The following is a 17546-nucleotide window of genomic DNA, read 5'->3' on the forward strand; positions in this document are numbered from 1 at the left end:
CTGACACCACGGTAATGACACTCAGTCCACCAGGTCACGCACCACCGCGTCGGCCAGCAGGCGGCCCTGGAGGGTGAGGGCGGCGCGGCCCCGGTCGTAGGGGGCGGGGGCGAGGAGGCCGTCGGCCAGGGCGCGGGCGGCGGCGGCGCGGCCGGCGGTGGTGAGCAGGTCCAGGGGGATGCCCTCGGCCAGGCGCAGTTCCAGCAGGATCCGCTCGACGCGGCGGTCCTCGGCGGTGAGGCGCTCGCGGCCCTGGGCGGGGGTGCGCCCCTCGGCGAGGGCCCGGGCGTAGGCGGCCGGGTGCTTGGCGTTCCACCAGCGCACGCCGCCGACGTGGCTGTGCGCGCCGGGGCCGGCGCCCCACCAGTCGCCGCCGGTCCAGTACAGCTCGTTGTGCCGGCAGCGGCCCTCGTCGGTGGTGGACCAGTTGGAGACCTCGTACCAGGAGTAGCCGGCGGCGGCCAGCGCCTGCTCGGCGATCAGGTAGCGGTCGGCGTGCACGTCGTCGTCGATCATCGGCAGCTCGCCGCGGTTGACCCGGGCGGCCAGCCGGGTGCCCTCCTCGACGATCAGCGAGTAGGCGGAGACGTGGTCGGGGCCGGCGCCGATCGCGGCGTCCAGCGAGGCCCGCCAGTCGTCGTCGGACTCCCCGGGGGTGCCGTAGATGAGGTCGAGGTTGACGTGCTCGAAGCCGGCCGCGCGGGCCTCGGCGACGCACGCCTCGGGGCGGCCGGGGGTGTGGTGGCGGTCCAGCAGCCGCAGCACGTGCGGGCGGGCCGACTGCATGCCGAAGGAGATCCGGTTGTAGCCGCCCTCGCGCAGCTCCGCCAGGTACGCCGGGTCCACCGACTCCGGGTTGGCCTCGGTGGTGACCTCGGCGCCGTCGGCGAGCCCGAACTCCTCGCGGATCGCGGCGAGCATCCGCACCAGGTCGCGGGCCGGCAGCAGGGTCGGGGTGCCGCCGCCGAGGAAGACGGTGCGCACCGGCGGGGCGTCCGCGCCGAGGACCCGCCGGGCGAGCCGGACCTCGGCGACCACGTTGTCCGCGTACGTCTCCTGGGAGGCGACGGTGCCCGAGGAGCGCAGCTCGGTGGCGGTGTAGGTGTTGAAGTCGCAGTAGCCGCAGCGGCTGGCGCAGTAGGGCACGTGCAGGTAGAAGCCGAACGGCCGCGAGCCCAGCCCGTCGAGGGCGTGCGCGGGCAGGGAACCGTCGGACGGCACCGGTTCGCCGTCGGGAAGTGCGGAGGGCATGACCCCATTGTCCCGTACGGCCGGGGTGATCCCCCCGGCCGTACGGGACGGCGGGCGGATCAGGCCTCGTTGGCGCCCGCGTACATCGCGGTGACCGCCTCCGCGTAGGTCCGCTCCACCACCGGGCGCTTGATCTTCAGGCTCGGGGTGAGCTCGCCGTGCTCGATGTCCAGGTCGCGCGGCAGCAGGTGGAACTTCTTGATCGTCTGCCAGCGCTGGAGCCGGCCGTTGAGCCGCTGCACGAAGCCGTCGATCAGCGCGTGGGTGGCCGGGTCGGCGACCACCTCGGCGTAGGACCTGCCGGCCAGGCCGTGCTCGGCGGCCCACGGCATGATCACCGCCTCGTCCAGGCCGATCAGCGCGGTGCAGTAGTTGCGGCCGTTGCCGATCACCAGGATGTTGCTGACGAACGGGCAGACCGCCTTGAACCGGCCCTCCACCTCGCTCGGCGCGACGTACTTGCCGCCGGAGGTCTTGAAGAGGTCCTTCTTGCGGTCGGTGATCCGCAGGAAGCCGTCCGGGGAGAGCTCGCCGATGTCCTCGGTGTGGAACCAGCCGTCCGCCTCCAGCACCTCGGCGGTCTTCTCCGGCAGGTTGTGGTAGCCGCGCATGACGCCGGGGCCGCGCAGCAGGATCTCGCCGTCCTCGGCGATCCGCACCTCGGTGCCCGGCAGCGGACGGCCCACCGTGCCCACCCGGATGTCCTCGGCCCGGTTGACGCAGGAACCGGCGCTGGTCTCGGACAGTCCGTAGCCCTCCAGGATCGGCACCCCGGCGCCGACGAAGAAGTAGCCGATCTCCGGGGCCAGCGCCGCGCTGCCGGACACCGCCCCGCGCAGCCGCCCGCCGAAGGCGGCCCGGATCTTCGCGTACACCAGCCTGTCGGCGAGGGCGTGCTTCATCCGCAGCGCCGCCGGGGCGCTGCCCACGCCGGTCGCCACCCGGGAGTCCTGGACCGCGCGGGCGTGGTCGCGGGCGGTGCGCGCCGCCCACTGGAAGATCCGGTACTTGGCGCCGCCCTCCGCCCGGGCCTTGCCGGCGATGCCGTTGTAGACCTTCTCGAAGATCCGCGGCGCCGAGGCCATGATGGTCGGACGGATCACCGGCAGGTTGTGGATGATCCGCTCCACCCGGCCGTCCACCGCCATCACGTGGCCGGTCGCGATCTGCCCCGAGATCAGCGTCTTGCCGAACACGTGCGACAGCGGCAGCCACATGAACTGCACGTCGTCGGCGGCCAGCAGCCCGCTCGCCTCCTGCGCCCGCCCCTCGTAGGCCCAGCAGTCGTGCACCAGGCGCACGCCCTTGGGGCGGCCGGTGGTGCCGGAGGTGTAGATGAGGGTGGCGAGCTGCTCCTTGCCGAGGGCGGCGACCGCCTTCTCGACGGCGTCCGGGTGGGCGGCCAGGTGCTCGGCACCGAGCCGCTCCAGCTCGGCGAGGGTGATCACCCGCAGCCGGCCCGCCCGCGGGGCCCCGTCCGGCGCGTCGAACAGGATCACCGTCTCCAGCCCGGGCAGCCGGTCCAGCTCGGCGACCACCTTGTCCAGCTGGGCGGCGTTCTCGGCGAACAGGGCCCGCGAGCCGGAGTCGGAGAGGATGAACGCGGTCTCGTCGGCGTTGGTGCTCGGGTAGACGGCCGTGGTGGCCGCGCCCGCGCACATGTTGCCGAGGTCGGCGAGGATCCACTCCAGCCGGGTGGAGGAGGCCAGCGCCACCCGGTCCTCGGCCTCGATGCCCAGGGACAGCAGGCCGGCCGCCACCGCGTACACCCGGGCGGCGGTCTGCGCCCAGGTCAGCGAACGCCACTGCTCGGCGCCGGGGGTGCTGTCCGCCGCGTGCTCGTCCACCGGGACGGGGTGGCGGTAGGCCTCGCCGCCGGGCGTCAGCGCCACCCGTTCCTGGAACAGGTGGGCGACGGAGGCGGGGCGCCCGGCGACGATGTCGGTACGGCCGGAGTCGATCAGGGACTGCGCGGAACTCAACGAGGACCTCCGGGAGCGGGTGGCCGTCTGTCTGAAGGATGTGACGTCCGTGGGGGCGGCCGCCGGCCCCCTGCCGGCCGGAACCGGTACCGGCGAGTAACAAGAGGGCTGCCAGCAGCCTAGGGGGAAACCGGTCATTCCGTAAGAGGGCGGACCGACCTGACACCCTCCCGGACCGGCGGTGCACGGCACCTCCGCGCACCCCGGCACGTTCGGCAAAGGACTGGACAAAGATCCGGCTCGCTTGCCCGGAATCTCCTGTGCCGGACCCCCGACCAACGAGAATTGGGATGCCAAAGCCGCCGCCGACGACAAGAGTGAGCCAGTGCTGATCAGACTGCTCAGGGCGTACCTACGCCCCTACACCCGACCGATCACCCTGCTGGTGCTGCTCCAGCTGGTCTCCACCCTCGGGCTGCTCTACCTGCCCACACTCAACGCCGACATCATCGACGGCGGAGTGGTCAAGGGGGACACCGGCTACATCCTGCGCGTGGGCGCCGTGATGATCGGCGTCACCCTCCTCCAGACCCTCTGCTCGATCTGCGCCGTCTACTACGGCGCCCGCACCGCCATGGCCGTCGGCCGCGACGTCCGGGCCGCCGTCTTCGACCGCGTCCAGGGCTTCTCCGCCCGCGAGATCGGCCAGTTCGGCGCCCCCTCCCTGATCACCCGCACCACCAACGACGTCCAGCAGGTCCAGATGCTGGTCCTGATGTCGTTCACCCTGATGGTCGCCGCACCGATCATGTGCGTCGGCGGCATCATCATGGCCCTCAACCAGGACGTGCCGCTCTCCGGACTGCTGCTCGCCGTCGTCCCCGCCCTCGGCGTCGTGGTCGCCGCCCTGGTCCGCCGGCTGCGCCCGCGCTTCCGCAGCATGCAGGAGCGGATCGACACCGTGAACCGGGTGCTGCGCGAGCAGATCACCGGCATCCGGGTCATCCGCGCCTTCGTCAAGGACGACCACGAGCAGAACCGGTTCGCCGGCGCCAACGAGGACCTCACCGACGTCTCGCTCCAGGTCGGCCGGCTGATGGCCTACCTGTTCCCCGGCGTCATGCTCGTCGTCAACGTCTCCAGCGTCGCCGTCCTGTGGTTCGGCGCCCACCGGATCAACAGCGGCGACATGGAGATCGGCGCCCTCACCGCGTTCCTCTCCTACCTGCTGCAGATCCTCATGAGCGTCATGATGGCCACCTTCATGTTCATGATGGTGCCGCGCGCCGAGGTCTGCGCCGAACGCATCCAGGAAGTCCTCGACACCTCCTCCAGCGTCGTGCCGCCCTCCGACCCCGTCACCGGGATGCTGCGCCGCGGCCACCTCGAACTGCGCGACGTCGACTTCCGCTACCCCGGCGCCGAGGCCTCCGTGCTGCGCGGCATCGGCATCACCGCCCGCCCCGGCGAGACCACCGCCGTCATCGGCTCCACCGGCAGCGGGAAGTCCACCCTGCTCGGCCTCGTCCCGCGGCTCTTCGACGCCACCTCCGGCCAGGTCCTGCTCGGCGGCGTCGACGTCCGCGAACTCGCCCCCGGGACGCTCGCCGACAGCGTCGGACTCGTCCCCCAGAAGCCCTACCTGTTCTCCGGCACCGTCGCCAGCAACCTGCGCTACGGCCGGCCCGACGCCACCGACGAGGAACTCTGGCACGCCCTGGAGATCGCCCAGGCCAGGGAATTCGTCGAACAGCTCCCCGAAGGCCTGGACGCGCCCATCTCCCAGGGCGGCGGCAACGTCTCCGGCGGCCAGCGCCAGCGCCTGGCCATCGCCCGCACCCTGGTGCGCCGCCCCGACGTCTACCTGTTCGACGACTCCTTCTCCGCGCTCGACTACGCCACCGACGCCAGGCTGCGCAAGGCCCTCGCCCGCGAGACCTCCGAGGCCACCGTGGTGATCGTCGCCCAGCGGGTCTCCACCATCCGCGACGCCGACCGGATCATCGTCCTGGACGAGGGCTCCGTCGTCGGCAGCGGCACCCACGGCGAGCTGATGGCCGGCAACCCCACGTACCGGGAGATCGTGCTCTCCCAGCTCACCGAGCAGGAGGCGGCGTGACCAGCCCCGACAGGCCCGCGGCCGGATCCGCGCCCGGCCCCGGCAAGGCGCCCGGCCCCGGCGGGGCTCCCGGGCCCGACAAGGCCCCCGGGCCCGACAAGGCCCCCGCACCCGGCGGGGCACCCGGGCCCGACAAGGCCCCCGCACCCGGCGGGCGCCCGCCGGGGCCGGCCGGCGACTCCCAGGCCGCCGCCGCCCGCCGCGGCCCCGCCGGCCCCGGACGCTTCATGGGCGGCCAGGGCGCCGAGAAGTCCATGGACTTCAAGGGCTCCGGCAAGCGGCTGCTCAAACTGCTGCGCCCCGAACGCGCCCTCATCGCCGGCGTCCTCGCCCTCGGCGTCCTCAGCATCGGCGCCGCCGTCATCGGCCCCAGGATCCTCGGCCACGCCACCGACCTGATCTTCGCCGGCGTCGTCAGCGGCCGCTTCCCCGCCGACGCCTCCAAGCAGCAGATCATCGACGGCCTGCGCGCCCGCGGCGACGGCGACCTCGCCAACCTGCTCTCCGCCGTCGACTTCACCCCCGGCCAGGGCATGGACTTCGGCGCCATCGGCACCATCCTGCTCTGGGTCCTCGCCATCTACGTCGCCGCCGCCGTCTTCGGCGTCGTCCAGGGCCGCCTCGCCGCCCACGCCATCCAGCGCGCCGGCTACCGGCTGCGCCAGGACACCGAGGCCAAGCTCGCCCGGCTGCCGCTCAGCTACTTCGACAAGCAGCCCCGCGGCGAAGTCCTCAGCCGGGTCACCAACGACATCGACAACATCAGCCAGACCATGCAGCAGACCATGGGCCAGGTGGTCAACTCGCTGCTCACCGTGGTCGGCGTGCTGGCCATGATGTTCTGGATCTCCTGGCTGCTCGCCCTCATCGCCCTGATCGCCGTCCCGCTGTCCGTCGTCGTCGCCACCCGCGTCGGCAAGCGCGCCCAGCCCCAGTTCGTCCAGCAGTGGAAGTCCACCGGACAGCTCAACGCGCACATCGAGGAGATGTACACCGGCCACACCCTGGTCAAGGTCTTCGGCCGGCAGAAGGAGTCCGCGGAGACCTTCCGCGAGCACAACGAGGCCCTCTACGCCTCCAGCTTCAAGGCCCAGTTCATCTCCGGCATCATCCAGCCCGCGATGATGCTCATCGGCAACCTCCAGTACGTGCTGATCGCCGTCGTCGGCGGCCTGCGGGTGGCCGGCGGCGCGCTGTCCATCGGCGACGTCCAGGCGTTCATCCAGTACTCCCGCCAGTTCAGCCAGCCGCTCACCCAGGTCGCCAGCATGGCCAACCTGGTGCAGTCCGGCGTCGCCTCCGCCGAGCGCGTCTTCGAACTCCTCGACGCCCCCGAGCAGACCCCCGAACCGGCCATGCCCGAACGCCCCGACACCGTGCGCGGCCGGGTCGTCTTCCAGGACGTCGCCTTCCGCTACGACCCCGACAAGCCGCTCATCGAGGACCTCTCGCTCAAGGTCGAACCCGGCCAGACCGTCGCCATCGTCGGCCCCACCGGCGCCGGCAAGACCACCATGGTCAACCTGCTGATGCGGTTCTACGAGGTCAGCTCCGGGCGGATCACCCTCGACGGCGTCGACATCGCCGCCATGTCCCGCGAGGACCTGCGCTCCGGCATCGGCATGGTCCTCCAGGACACCTGGCTGTTCGGCGGCACCATCGCCGACAACATCGCCTACGGCGCCGACGGAGCCACCCGCGAGCAGGTCGTCGAGGCCGCCCGGGCCGCCCACGTCGACCGCTTCGTGCGCACCCTGCCCGACGGCTACGACACCGTCATCGACGACGAGGGCACCGGCGTCAGCGCCGGCGAGAAGCAGCTCATCACCATCGCCCGCGCCTTCCTCGCCCAGCCCTCGATCCTCGTCCTCGACGAGGCCACCAGCTCCGTCGACACCCGCACCGAGGTGCTCATCCAGCGGGCCATGGCCCGGCTGCGCACCGGGCGCACCAGCTTCGTCATCGCCCACCGGCTCTCCACCATCCGGGACGCCGACGTCATCCTCGTCATGGAGAACGGCTCCATCGTCGAGCAGGGCGGCCACGACGAGCTGATCGCCGCCGACGGGGCCTACGCCCGGCTCTACAAGGCGCAGTTCGCCGAGGCGGTCGCCGAGGTCGAGTAGCGTCACGGCCCGCCGGGGAGCCCGGGGCGGACGGACGGTGCGTCCGCCCCGGGCTCCCGCGCGTCCGGGCCGGGGTCCCCGCGCGCCCGGGCCCCGCGCGTCCGGGCCCCGCGCCCGCGGTCGCCGGGGCGGCGGGCGCTACGGTGGGGGCGTGAGTGACGAACCGTCGACAGCCGCCGAGCCGGGCGCCACCGAACCGGGCGCCGACGGCCCGGGCGTCTTCGAGCCCGCCGCCGACGGCCCGGACCTCTTCGAGACCCACCGGCGCTACCTCGGCTCCGTCGCCTACCGGATGCTCGGCTCCTTCACCGACGCCGAGGACGTCCTCCAGGAGGCCTGGCTGCGCTGGCGCGCCGCCGACCGCACCGCCGTCGCCGACCCCCGCGCCTACCTCACCACCGTCGTCACCCGCCTCTGCTACGACCAGCTCGGCTCCGCCCGGGCCCGCCGCGAGTCCTACGTCGGCGAATGGCTGCCCGAGCCGTCCCTCTCCTACCAGGACGCCCCCGCCTCCCCCGCCGACCTCGCCGAACGCGGCGAATCCGTCTCGCTCGCGCTGCTCGCCGTCCTCGAACAGCTCACCCCGGCCGAGCGCGCCGCCTTCGTCCTGCACGACGTCTTCGCCGTCGGCTTCGACGAGATCGCCGCCTCCCTGGAGCGCAGCCCCGACGCCACCCGCCAGCTCGCCTCCCGCGCCCGGCGCCGGATCAAGGACGGCGGGCGGCGCACCGCCGCCGACCCCGCCGAGCACCGCCAGGCCGTCGAGGCGTTCACCGCCGCCAGCGTCCGCGGCGACATCGAGGGCCTGCTCGCCGTCCTCGACCCCGGCATCGTCTGGCACTCCGACGGTGGCGGCGTCGTCTCCGCCGGCCTCCGCCCGGTGCTCGGCGCCGAGAAGGTCTCCCGGCTCGTCCTGGGCCTCGTCGCCAAGTGGGTCACCGCCGAGGCGGTGGAGTTCGCGCTGGTCAACGGCGAGCCCGGCCTGGTCTGGTACGCGCAGCCGGGCGTGATCGGCGGCGTGCTGGCCTTCGCCGTCGCCGACGGCCGGATCACCGAGGCCTACGCCGTGGTCAACCCGGAGAAGCTCGCCCACCTCAACGCCCCCGCCGCCGGCCCGGAGGTGTGACGCAGGTCACCGTCACACTCCCGCGGGCACCGTCGTCCCCCTTCCGAACACGCGGAGAAGCGCTCCCCGGCCACCCCGGGGGGCACCGCGAGAGGACGCCGCCGACGGCGCCACGAAGGAGCGGGACGACATGACCGAGAAGCAGATCGTCGTACTGGGTGCCGGCTATGCGGGCCTCGCCGCCGCGACCCGGGCCGGCAAGCGCGGCCGGGTGACCCTGGTCGCCCCCGAGAGCCGCATCCTGCACCGCATCCGCCAGCACGAGACCAGCGCCGGCCTGCCCGTGCGCCGGCCCGCCGTCGCCGAGGTGCTGCGCGGGCGCGGCGTGCGGCACGTCCGGGCCCGCGCCACCGAACTCGACCTCGCCGGGCGCAAGGTCCTCCTCGACAACGGCGACGCCCTCGCCTACGACACCCTCGTCTACGCCCTCGGCAGCCGCACCGCCTGGCACGACGTCCCCGGCGCCGCCGAGCACGCCCACCCCGTCGAGCGGGCCGCCGAGATCGCCGAGCGGCTGCGCACCGCGCAGCGCCCCGGCACCGTCGCGGTCGTCGGCGGCGGCGCCACCGGCATCGAGCTGGCCGCCGAACTCGCCGAGGCCCACCCCCGCTGGACCGTGCGGATCGTCGCCGCCGGGCAGGTCGGCGGCTGGTTCTCGGCCAAGGGCCACGACCACGTCCACAAGGTGCTGCGCGGACTCGGCGTCGCGGTCCACGAGCACGCCGCCGTCACCGCCGTCGACGCCGGGGGCCTGACCACCGCCGCCGGCCGGATCGACGCCGACCTGGTCGTCTGGGCCGCCTCGATGGAGCCGCAGCCGCTGGCCGCCGAGGCCGGCCTCGCCGTCACCCCCGACGGGCGGGCGGTCGTCGACGACCACCTGCGGTCGGTCTCGTACCCCGAGGTGTACGTGATCGGCGACGCCGCCGAGGTCACCGTGCCCGGCACCGGCACCCTGCGGATGGGCTGCGCGACCGCCCTGCCGCAGGGCCAGTACCTCGGCAAGGTGCTCACCGGGCGCACCGACGAGCCGTTCACGTTCCGCTACGTCGTGCAGTGCCTGAGCCTCGGGCGCCGCGACGGGCTGCTGCAGTTCATCCACGGCGACGACTCGATGCGGCCCGCCGTGCTCACCGGGCGGGCCGGGCGGCTGGCCAAGGCGGCGATCCTCCGGAGCGTCGTGATGTCGCTGCGCTGAGCGGCGGGGACCACGCACGGGGGCCCGGGACGCGTCGTGCGTCCCGGGCCCCGGTGGCGGCGCCGTTACTTCTTCTCGCCTACTTCTTCTCGCCCTTGGGCGCCTCGGCGTCGGTGGACAGCGCGGCGATGAAGGCCTCCTGCGGGACCTCCACGCGGCCGACCATCTTCATCCGCTTCTTGCCTTCCTTCTGCTTCTCCAGCAGCTTCCGCTTCCGGGAGATGTCACCGCCGTAGCACTTGGCGAGGACGTCCTTGCGGATCGCGCGGACGGTCTCGCGGGCGATCACCCGCGAGCCGATCGCGGCCTGGATCGGCACCTCGAACTGCTGGCGCGGGATCAGCTTCTGCAGCTTGCCGGCCATCATCACGCCGTAGCTGTAGGCCTTGTCCTTGTGCACGATCGCGGAGAACGCGTCGACCGCGTCGCCGTGCAGCAGGATGTCGACCTTCACCAGGTTGGCGGTCTGCTCGCCGATGGGCTCGTAGTCGAGCGAGGCGTAGCCGCGGGTCTTGGACTTCAGCTGGTCGAAGAAGTCGAAGACGATCTCGGCGAGCGGCAGGGTGTAGCGCAGCTCGACCCGGTCCTCGGACAGGTAGTCCATGCCCTGGAGGTTGCCGCGGCGGGACTGGCACAGCTCCATGATCGCGCCGACGAACTCGTTGGGCGCCAGGATGGTGCCGCGCACGACCGGCTCGTACACCTCGGCGATCTTGCCGGTGGGGAACTCGCTCGGGTTGGTGACGGTGTGCTCGGTGCCGTCCTCCATGATCACCCGGTAGACCACGTTCGGGGCGGTGGAGATGAGGTCGAGGTTGAACTCGCGCTCCAGGCGCTCCCGGATGATCTCCAGATGCAGCAGGCCGAGGAAGCCGCAGCGGTAGCCGAAGCCGAGCGCCACCGAGGTCTCCGGCTCGTACACCAGCGCCGCGTCGTTCAGCCGCAGCTTGTCCAGCGCGTCGCGCAGCAGCGGGTAGTCCGAGCCGTCCAGCGGGTACAGGCCGGAGAAGACCATCGGACGCGGGTCCTTGTAGCCGCCCAGCGCCTCGGTGGCACCCTTGTGCTGCGAGGTGATGGTGTCACCGACCTTGGACTGCCGGACGTCCTTCACACCGGTGATGATGTAGCCCACCTCGCCGACGCCCAGGCCGTCGGCGACCTTCGGCTCCGGCGAGATGACGCCGATCTCCAGCAGCTCGTGGGTCGCGCCGGTGGACATCATGGCGATGCGCTCGCGCTTGGTCAGCTGGCCGTCGACCACCCGGACGTAGGTGACCACGCCGCGGTAGGCGTCGTACACCGAGTCGAAGATCATCGCGCGGGCCGGGGCCTCCGCGACGCCGACCGGGGCCGGGACGGTGTTGACGATGTGGTCCAGCAGGTCCTCGACGCCGAGACCGGTCTTGGCGCTGACCTTCAGGACGTCGCCCGGGTCGCAGCCGATGATGTGCGCGATCTCCTCGGCGTACTTCTCCGGCTGGGCGGCCGGCAGGTCGATCTTGTTCAGCACCGGGACGATCGTGAGGTCGTTCTCCAGCGCCAGGTACAGGTTGGCGAGGGTCTGCGCCTCGATGCCCTGGGCCGCGTCGACGACCAGGATGGTGCCCTCGCAGGCCGCGAGGGACCGGGACACCTCGTACGTGAAGTCCACGTGGCCCGGGGTGTCGATCATGTTGAGGATGTGCGTGCTGCCGACGTTCGGGCCGGTCTTCGGCGCCCAGGGGAGTCGGACGGCCTGCGACTTGATCGTGATGCCGCGCTCGCGCTCGATGTCCATCCGGTCGAGGTACTGGGCGCGCATCTGCCGCGGGTCGACCACACCGGTGATCTGCAGCATCCGGTCGGCGAGCGTCGACTTGCCGTGGTCGATGTGGGCGATGATGCAGAAGTTGCGGATCAGCGCCGGGTCGGTACGGCTGGGCTCTGGCACATTGCTGGGGGTCGCGGGCACCTTGGTCCGATTCTCCGTTGGTCCGGGGGCCGGGGGTGTCCGGATCATCGCTGACCGGCTTCCCGGGCGACCGGACGGTCGTCCGATCGAGATAGTTCCTCCCATCCTCCCACTTCCCGCGAGCGGGCCGCGCGCCAGCGCCCGGTTTGGGCCGGACCGGGCGCCCCTGGTAGCGTTGGGCGCTGCACCTGGCCTCGGCATGCCCTCTCAGCTGGTCCGACGGCCGCGCGGTGCAGCCCTCCCCAGCCTCCGGCCGGGGGGACTTCAGAACCGATGACACAGACTGAGGCTCTTTCGTGGCGAACATCAAGTCCCAGATCAAGCGCAACAAGACCAACGAGAAGGCGCGCCTGCGCAACAAGGCCGTCAAGTCCTCGCTGAAGACCGCCCTGCGCAAGGCCCGTGAGGCCGCTGCCGCCGGCGAGACCGAGAAGGCCACCGAGCTGGCCCGCGCCGCCTCCAAGGCGCTGGACAAGGCCGTGAGCAAGGGCGTCATCCACGCCAACCAGGCCGCCAACAAGAAGTCGGCCATCACCAAGCGCGTCAACGCGGCCGTCCAGGCCTGACGCCCCCGGGGCCGCCTCGACGGCCCCACCCCCTCGGGACGACCCGGCCCTCTACCCGGAAACCCGAGGCACAGCACACTTCGCACCGCACGCGGCCTGCGTTCGCCACGCGGGTGCGGTGCACACAGATTGACCGAAAGCGGCAGCTCATAGGCCCTTTCACTACTGCCCGATCGGTCCCCACCGGTCGGGCAGTACGCATTTTGTACACATGGATCCGGACGGGCCGCTACGCGGCGAGCGCAGTCCTGGCCGCCAGTGCGGCGGCACGACCCGTGTCGAGCGCGTTCGCCACCTCGTCGAGCCGGTCCGGGAACAGGTGCCCGTAGACGTCGAGGGTCATGGCCGCCGACTTGTGGCCGAGCATCTGCTGCACCACCTTGACGTCCGCGCCGGCCGCGATCGCCAGCGAAGCCGCGGTGTGCCGGAGCTTGTGCGGGGTGAGGCCGAGGCCGTCGAGCCCGGCCGCCTTGACCGCCGGATCGAAGATCGCCGAGCGGAACTCCCAGTAGCCCATCGGCTTGCCGTCGCGGCCGGTGAACAGCAGGGCATCCCGCCCCTTGCCCTTGAGTACGTCCCGCAGGTCGGCCACCAGCGAGCCGAGCAGCGGCACGGACCGCTTCTCGTGGTTCTTCACGTCCTTGAGCAGCAGCCCGCCGCCGCGCTTGCGGGTGTACGCCTGTACGATCCGCAGCCGCCTCGTCGAGGCCTGCACCCGGCCGGCCTTGAGCGCCGACACCTCGCCCCACCGGATGCCGCAGTAGGCCAGCACCAGCATCAGCAGCGCGTACTCACCCGCGGCGGCGGCCAGCGCCTCGACCTGGTCGTGCGTGAGGTAGACGTGGTCGTCGTCGTCCTCGTCCTGCGGAAGCTCGTGGTCCACGGCCGGGCTGGTCGCGATCTTCCCCGTGCGCACGGCGCACTTCAGCACCATGCCGAAGACCAGGTGAATCTTCGCGATCCGGGCCGGGGAGAGCGGCTTGCCCCGCTTGCCGGGGGTGTTGCACAGCTCGGTCAGCCACTCGGAGACGTTCTCCCACCGGATCGAGGCGACCGGCCACATCCCCCACTTCGGCAGGACGTAGAGGTCCAGCAGCTCGCGGTAGTCGTCCTTCGTGCGCTCCCCGGGCCGACGGAGCGCCCCGAACCAGCCGGCGGCCACCTCGGAGAACAGGGTCTTGCCCTGCTTCGGGTCGCGGTAGGTGCCCTTGTCGAGCCGGTCGAGCGTGTCCTGCTGGTGCTTCTCGGCGGCCGGCACCGTGCCGAACGTCTTCGCCTTCGGGTCACCGTTCGGGTCGTACCACCGCACCCGCCACCGGCCGGGCGCGGCCCGCTTGCTGCCGGCCTTTTTCGCCGCCCGCCACTTCTCCATGGCGGTGATGTAGTCCTTCTGCGTCGACCGGTCCTCGATCCAGACCCTAGCCACTGGCCCCCCTCGACCGCCGCGGCGCCAAGGGCATCAGCCTGTCGTCTCCCTGGGCAGCGAACAGGCCGATGGGGCGCGCGTTCAACAGAAACTCCGCGACAGCCCGGTCCGCTTCTTCTTCCCCCTCCGGGAGAGCCAGCGGCTCACTGCACCATGCCCACATCCAAGCGTCGTGGGAACTGACACGACCGGCCCCCGTGACCTCGGTCTCCCCTCGGGCATCCGGCGGCAGAAGCAGCGTCACGGGGGAAACCCCCAATGCCACGGCCAACGCGACCAGATCGTCCACGTCGACCCGCCGAACGGCCCTCGGTTCCTCGCTAGCCCCATTCTCGATCTTGTTCAGAGCATCTGCGCTTAGCGGACGCCCTTGCTCTTTCAGCGATGCAGAGAGCGCCCGGAGGGTAAGCCCCCGCGCCTCTCTCAGTCGCTTCACGTTCGCGGCGACAGTGCGCCCGCTCGGTCCCACCTCAATACGTCCCGTCGTCATGATCCTGACGCTAGCAGTCGAGGAAACCTCGACAAAGCACAGAATCTTGCGGACCGGCATTGTCCCGGCTACGCTCCACATCATCACGGACTGTCCCGCGATGATGCAAGCCCTTGTCGAGAAAAACTCGACAAATGGAGGCGTGAGTGATGGACTACCTGACCGAAGCTGAAGCCGCGAAGCTCACGGGCTTCAGCCCGAAGACGCTACGGAACTGGCGGTACCTCGGCTTGGGACCGAGGTACCGAAAGCTCTCCACCGGCCGCGGTAGACGTATCCGCTACCGCCGCACCGACGTCGAGCAGTGGCTCGACGGCCACACCATCGCGGCCTGAGACGCGAACGGCCCCTACCAGGACGGCAATCCCAGCAAGGGCCTAACGCACTCCCACACGACGAAGCCCCGGGCACATTCGCTCGCCAGCGACCCGGGGCGACGACCTCACGAAGGAGAACGCTGTGAAGCACCGTACCGCCCGGCGTGACGTGATCGCCACCGACCACGCTCCCGCCAGCGACGGCCTGATGGCGCTCGTTGACGCCACCCGCGAGCCGCGGCCGACCGCCGAGGACATGATGGCGCTCGTCGCCGCCACCCCCGACCCCCGCGCCACCGTCCGCGTCGTCGCCGAAACGCTCCGCGCCCTCGACGGCGGCCCCCTCACCCCCGACGTGGCCCGCTACCTGCCCACGGACGCCCTGCTCGACCGCGTCGGCCTCGACATGCAGGAGATCGACCGCGCCGAACTGCCGGCCACCGTCCGCACCACCTACACCGGCATGCTGCAGCCGATCGACGGCCGCCCGTTCCTTCTCCTCCCGCGCGGCCAGGACGACGCCGAGCGCGACCGCGTGATCCGCATCCTCGCCTGGCGCCAGTACAACGACCCGGTCGACTCCGGACAGCCGATCCACCTGCCCGGCAGCAAGGCCGAGTGCATCATCCCGGGCTGCCTCAACAGCCACCTGCCCGACCCCGACTTCGAGGGCCCGAACGTCAACCACTTCGGCACCGCGCACCACGCCGACGACGCCGACGGCCGCCACGTCATCGGCTCGTGGTTCGAGATCAACGCCGGCCGGGCCCCGCACATCGAGGTCGAGACGTTCCCGGCCCGCGTCGAGCTGTCCGCCCGCGACGCCCGCGCGTTCGCCGAGCAGCTGCGGCGCCTGGCCGCCGCGATCGAGCACGACGCCGACACCATCGAGGCGGCCGGCAAGTGAACCACCGCACCACCGCGGGTGCCCCGGCCGCTTCAGCGGCCGGGGCCTCCCCCCGGATCCTCCACAGGCTGACTCTCCGCGAGACCCGCGCCGAGGTACGGCGACTCGCGGCCGCCGGCTGGCAACTGTGGGAACTGCACCACCTGTTCGGCCACCCCCGCCACTGGGGGCGGCCGTGGACATGAACCCCACCCTCGTCGACGCGTTCGTCCGCCACCTCGAACACCACCTGTTCCAACGCTGGACCGACGCGATGGACGCCGCCGAAGCCGCCGCATGGGAGCCGATCCGGGCCCGCCTACGCGCCATGGCCGGCATGCCGACCGTCGCCGAGCAGGACGAGCGGCGCCGCTTCCCCCCTCCACGACAGCTTCGCCCCACCCCGGGCTGGCCGCCCATCGCCATTCCCGGCTGCCCCGGGCAGTACCTCACCCCCCTGGAGATCGCCGCGTGACCGACTTCGAGCAGAACATCTGGGAGAGGTACGGCCCGTCCACCGACACCGACAGTCCGGCGCCCGGCGAGTCGACCCGCCGCCTGGTGCTGACCCCGGCCTCCGCCATCGAGCCCGAGCCCGTCATCTGGGCATGGGAGCCCGAACAGGGCGAGGGCCGCATCCCCGCCGGAGCGCTCACCCTCGCCGCCGGCCGGGAGGGCACCGGCAAGTCCTCGTTCGGCATCTGGCTTGCCGCCCAGCTCTCACTCGGCAAGCTGCCCGGCTCGTTCTTCGGCAAGCCCCGCACCGTCTTCTACGCCGCGGTCGAGGACTCATGGTCCCGCACCCTGGTTCCCCGGCTGATGGCGGCTGGCGCCGACCTGAACTACGTCTACCGGGTCGAGGCGCAGGACATCCTGCGCGGCGAGACCATGATCTCGCTGCCCCTCGACGTGGAGCTCATCGAGCAGGCCATCGCCGAGTATGGTGCCGCCGCGCTGATCGTGGACCCGCTCATGTCCACCCTCGGCAGCGGCACCGACGCTCACCGCACGCAGGACGTGCGCCAGGCGCTCGAACCCCTGGTGCGCATGGCCGAGCGCACGAAGGCGCTGACGCTGGGCATCGCCCACTTCAACAAGGCATCCGGATCCGACGCCTCCCAACTCATCTCAGGATCGGGCGCGTTCAAGGACCTTGCCCGCGCCATCATCGCGTTCGCCCGCGACCCCGAAGGCGAACAGCAGGTCATGACGCAGACGAAGAACAGCCTCGGCCGGCTGCTCGACCTGCCCTCGCTCGGCTACCGCATCGAGGGCACCGACATCCACACGCCGAAGGGCGTGGCCAACGTCGGCCGGCTGGAGTGGACCGGCATCGCCGAGCGCAGCGTCGAGGACACCCTCGCCGCCTCTGGCGACCGAGGCGACGTCACCGAGCGGGATGAGGCGGCCACATGGCTGCGGGACTACCTCACCGACAACGGCGGCGAGGCTCTGGTGAAGGACATCAAGAAGTCCGCGGCCGCCGACGACATCGCCGAGCGCACCCTTGAGCGCGCCAAGAAGAAGATCGGCGCCAGCACCGTCCGACGGGGTTTCGGGCAGGGCGCGGTGTGGCGGCTGCCCGCTACGGATGGTGACTCCCCTTCCCCATTCCCGCCACAGTCCCGCCATTCCCGCCAGGCCGTGGGGGTTGGCGGGAATGGCGGGAATGAGGGCGGGAATGGGCCCCACCTCTCCGACGCATCACTCAACGTCACCGACCACGGCGAAGGTGGCACGAAGGCGCCGAAGGTGCCAGGGCCTCGGGGGTTGGCGCCTTCGCCCAGCACGGAGCCGAGTGTGAGCGGGAACGCCGCGCCCTGCGACGTCTGCCGGTTCCCCCTCGACCCGGTCCACGCCGCGACCGGAGAGACCACCCACCCCACGTGCGACACCGAGGAGACACCCCCATGCCCGCCGACGACCGCGTGACCGACCTCATCGCCGAGGCCGCCCGGCGCCGTGCCGCCAACGCCGCCCGGCGCGCCCGCCTCGACGCCGCCCGGCAGGCCGGCCTCGCGGCACGCCACCACCTCAAGCTCGCCCGCCTCGACCAGCCCGACCAGCGTCCGGCAGACGAACCGGAACCCCCCGACGCCGCCTAACCGCCCCGGCAGCCCAGCCAGTCATCTCCGTCTGAGCAACAACTCCCGGGGGCGCACCCCACG

At 71.9% G+C, this 17546-nt stretch carries 14 protein-coding genes; 10 read left to right on the plus strand and 4 right to left on the minus strand.

Going from position 1 to position 17546, the window contains the following annotated elements; all coding sequences use genetic code 11:
* Positions 1-21: 21 nt before the first annotated feature.
* Together hemW and ACFXAM_RS09410 are read right to left on the minus strand one after the other, a co-directional pair.
* Positions 22-1251 carry a radical SAM family heme chaperone HemW gene (gene hemW, locus ACFXAM_RS09405; protein WP_380289121.1) on the minus strand — a complete coding sequence of 410 codons (1230 nt, stop codon included), beginning with the start codon at positions 1249-1251 and terminating at the stop codon, positions 22-24.
* A gap of 59 nt (positions 1252-1310) precedes the next feature.
* Complete coding sequence (locus ACFXAM_RS09410; RefSeq protein WP_380289123.1) at positions 1311-3233, minus strand: AMP-dependent synthetase/ligase; 1923 nt, start codon at positions 3231-3233, stop codon at positions 1311-1313.
* A gap of 325 nt (positions 3234-3558) precedes the next feature.
* Between ACFXAM_RS09410 and ACFXAM_RS09415 the strand changes: the two genes are divergently transcribed.
* The 4 genes from ACFXAM_RS09415 (at position 3559) to ACFXAM_RS09430 (ending at position 9742) form a co-directional block, all read left to right on the plus strand.
* Positions 3559-5292 carry an ABC transporter ATP-binding protein gene (locus tag ACFXAM_RS09415; RefSeq protein ID WP_380289125.1) on the plus strand — a complete coding sequence of 578 codons (1734 nt, stop codon included), beginning with the start codon at positions 3559-3561 and terminating at the stop codon, positions 5290-5292.
* A gap of 227 nt (positions 5293-5519) precedes the next feature.
* Positions 5520-7418, plus strand: coding sequence for an ABC transporter ATP-binding protein (locus ACFXAM_RS09420; protein ID WP_380289170.1), 1899 nt, complete (start codon positions 5520-5522; stop codon positions 7416-7418).
* A 151-nt stretch (positions 7419-7569) separates the two neighbouring features.
* A complete protein-coding gene (locus ACFXAM_RS09425) occupies positions 7570-8544 on the plus strand; it encodes a sigma-70 family RNA polymerase sigma factor (protein WP_380289127.1) in 975 nt (324 codons plus the stop codon).
* 130 nt (positions 8545-8674) lie between these two features.
* Complete coding sequence (locus ACFXAM_RS09430; protein ID WP_380289129.1) at positions 8675-9742, plus strand: NAD(P)/FAD-dependent oxidoreductase; 1068 nt, start codon at positions 8675-8677, stop codon at positions 9740-9742.
* Between the two features lie 79 nt (positions 9743-9821).
* Here the strand turns inward: ACFXAM_RS09430 and lepA are convergent, their stop codons facing one another.
* A complete protein-coding gene (gene lepA, locus ACFXAM_RS09435) occupies positions 9822-11693 on the minus strand; it encodes a translation elongation factor 4 (RefSeq protein WP_380289131.1) in 1872 nt (623 codons plus the stop codon).
* Between the two features lie 296 nt (positions 11694-11989).
* Here lepA and rpsT point away from each other — a divergent pair, with 296 nt between their 5' ends.
* Positions 11990-12259 (plus strand): 30S ribosomal protein S20, encoded by a 270-nt coding sequence (gene rpsT, locus ACFXAM_RS09440; RefSeq protein WP_350546166.1) that lies wholly within the window; start codon positions 11990-11992, stop codon positions 12257-12259.
* Between the two features lie 229 nt (positions 12260-12488).
* On the opposite strand, the gene ACFXAM_RS09445 is transcribed toward rpsT, so the two are convergent.
* Positions 12489-13685: a tyrosine-type recombinase/integrase gene (locus ACFXAM_RS09445; protein ID WP_380289133.1), complete on the minus strand. Its 1197-nt coding sequence runs from the start codon at positions 13683-13685 to the stop codon at positions 12489-12491.
* 639 nt (positions 13686-14324) lie between these two features.
* Between ACFXAM_RS09445 and ACFXAM_RS09450 the strand changes: the two genes are divergently transcribed.
* The 5 genes from ACFXAM_RS09450 to ACFXAM_RS09470 all read left to right on the plus strand — a co-directional run bounded on the left by ACFXAM_RS09450 (position 14325) and on the right by ACFXAM_RS09470 (position 17483).
* Positions 14325-14510, plus strand: a complete 186-nt coding sequence (locus ACFXAM_RS09450) for a helix-turn-helix transcriptional regulator (protein ID WP_380289135.1) — start codon at positions 14325-14327, stop codon at positions 14508-14510.
* A 124-nt stretch (positions 14511-14634) separates the two neighbouring features.
* A complete protein-coding gene (locus ACFXAM_RS09455; RefSeq protein WP_380289137.1) occupies positions 14635-15399 on the plus strand; it encodes a hypothetical protein in 765 nt (254 codons plus the stop codon).
* Positions 15400-15580: 181 nt separating this feature from the next.
* Positions 15581-15853, plus strand: a complete 273-nt coding sequence (locus ACFXAM_RS09460; protein WP_380289139.1) for a hypothetical protein — start codon at positions 15581-15583, stop codon at positions 15851-15853.
* Entirely contained in the window at positions 15850-17310 is a 1461-nt protein-coding gene (locus ACFXAM_RS09465; protein WP_380289141.1) for an AAA family ATPase, read from the plus strand. The genes ACFXAM_RS09460 and ACFXAM_RS09465 overlap by 4 nt, the downstream gene beginning before the upstream one ends.
* On the plus strand, positions 17289-17483 hold the full coding sequence (locus ACFXAM_RS09470) for a hypothetical protein (protein ID WP_380289143.1): 195 nt from the start codon (positions 17289-17291) through the stop codon (positions 17481-17483). Before ACFXAM_RS09465 ends, ACFXAM_RS09470 begins: the two co-directional genes overlap by 22 nt.
* Positions 17484-17546: the final 63 nt, after the last annotated feature.

It is taken from the genome of Kitasatospora sp. NPDC059462 (genome assembly GCF_042749955.1).
GTDB lineage: Bacteria > Actinomycetota > Actinomycetes > Streptomycetales > Streptomycetaceae > Kitasatospora.

Excerpts from the sequence above, each read along its gene's own strand:
- hemW (WP_380289121.1), bottom strand. The coding sequence starts at position 1,251 with ATGCCCTCCGCACTTCCCGACGGCGAACCGGTGCCGTCCGACGGTTCC.
- ACFXAM_RS09420 (WP_380289170.1), top strand. The coding sequence starts at position 5,520 with ATGGGCGGCCAGGGCGCCGAGAAGTCCATGGACTTCAAGGGCTCCGGC.
- ACFXAM_RS09430 (WP_380289129.1), top strand. The coding sequence starts at position 8,675 with ATGACCGAGAAGCAGATCGTCGTACTGGGTGCCGGCTATGCGGGCCTC.
- ACFXAM_RS09450 (WP_380289135.1), top strand. The coding sequence starts at position 14,325 with ATGGACTACCTGACCGAAGCTGAAGCCGCGAAGCTCACGGGCTTCAGC.
- ACFXAM_RS09460 (WP_380289139.1), top strand. The coding sequence starts at position 15,581 with ATGAACCCCACCCTCGTCGACGCGTTCGTCCGCCACCTCGAACACCAC.
- ACFXAM_RS09470 (WP_380289143.1), top strand. The coding sequence starts at position 17,289 with ATGCCCGCCGACGACCGCGTGACCGACCTCATCGCCGAGGCCGCCCGG.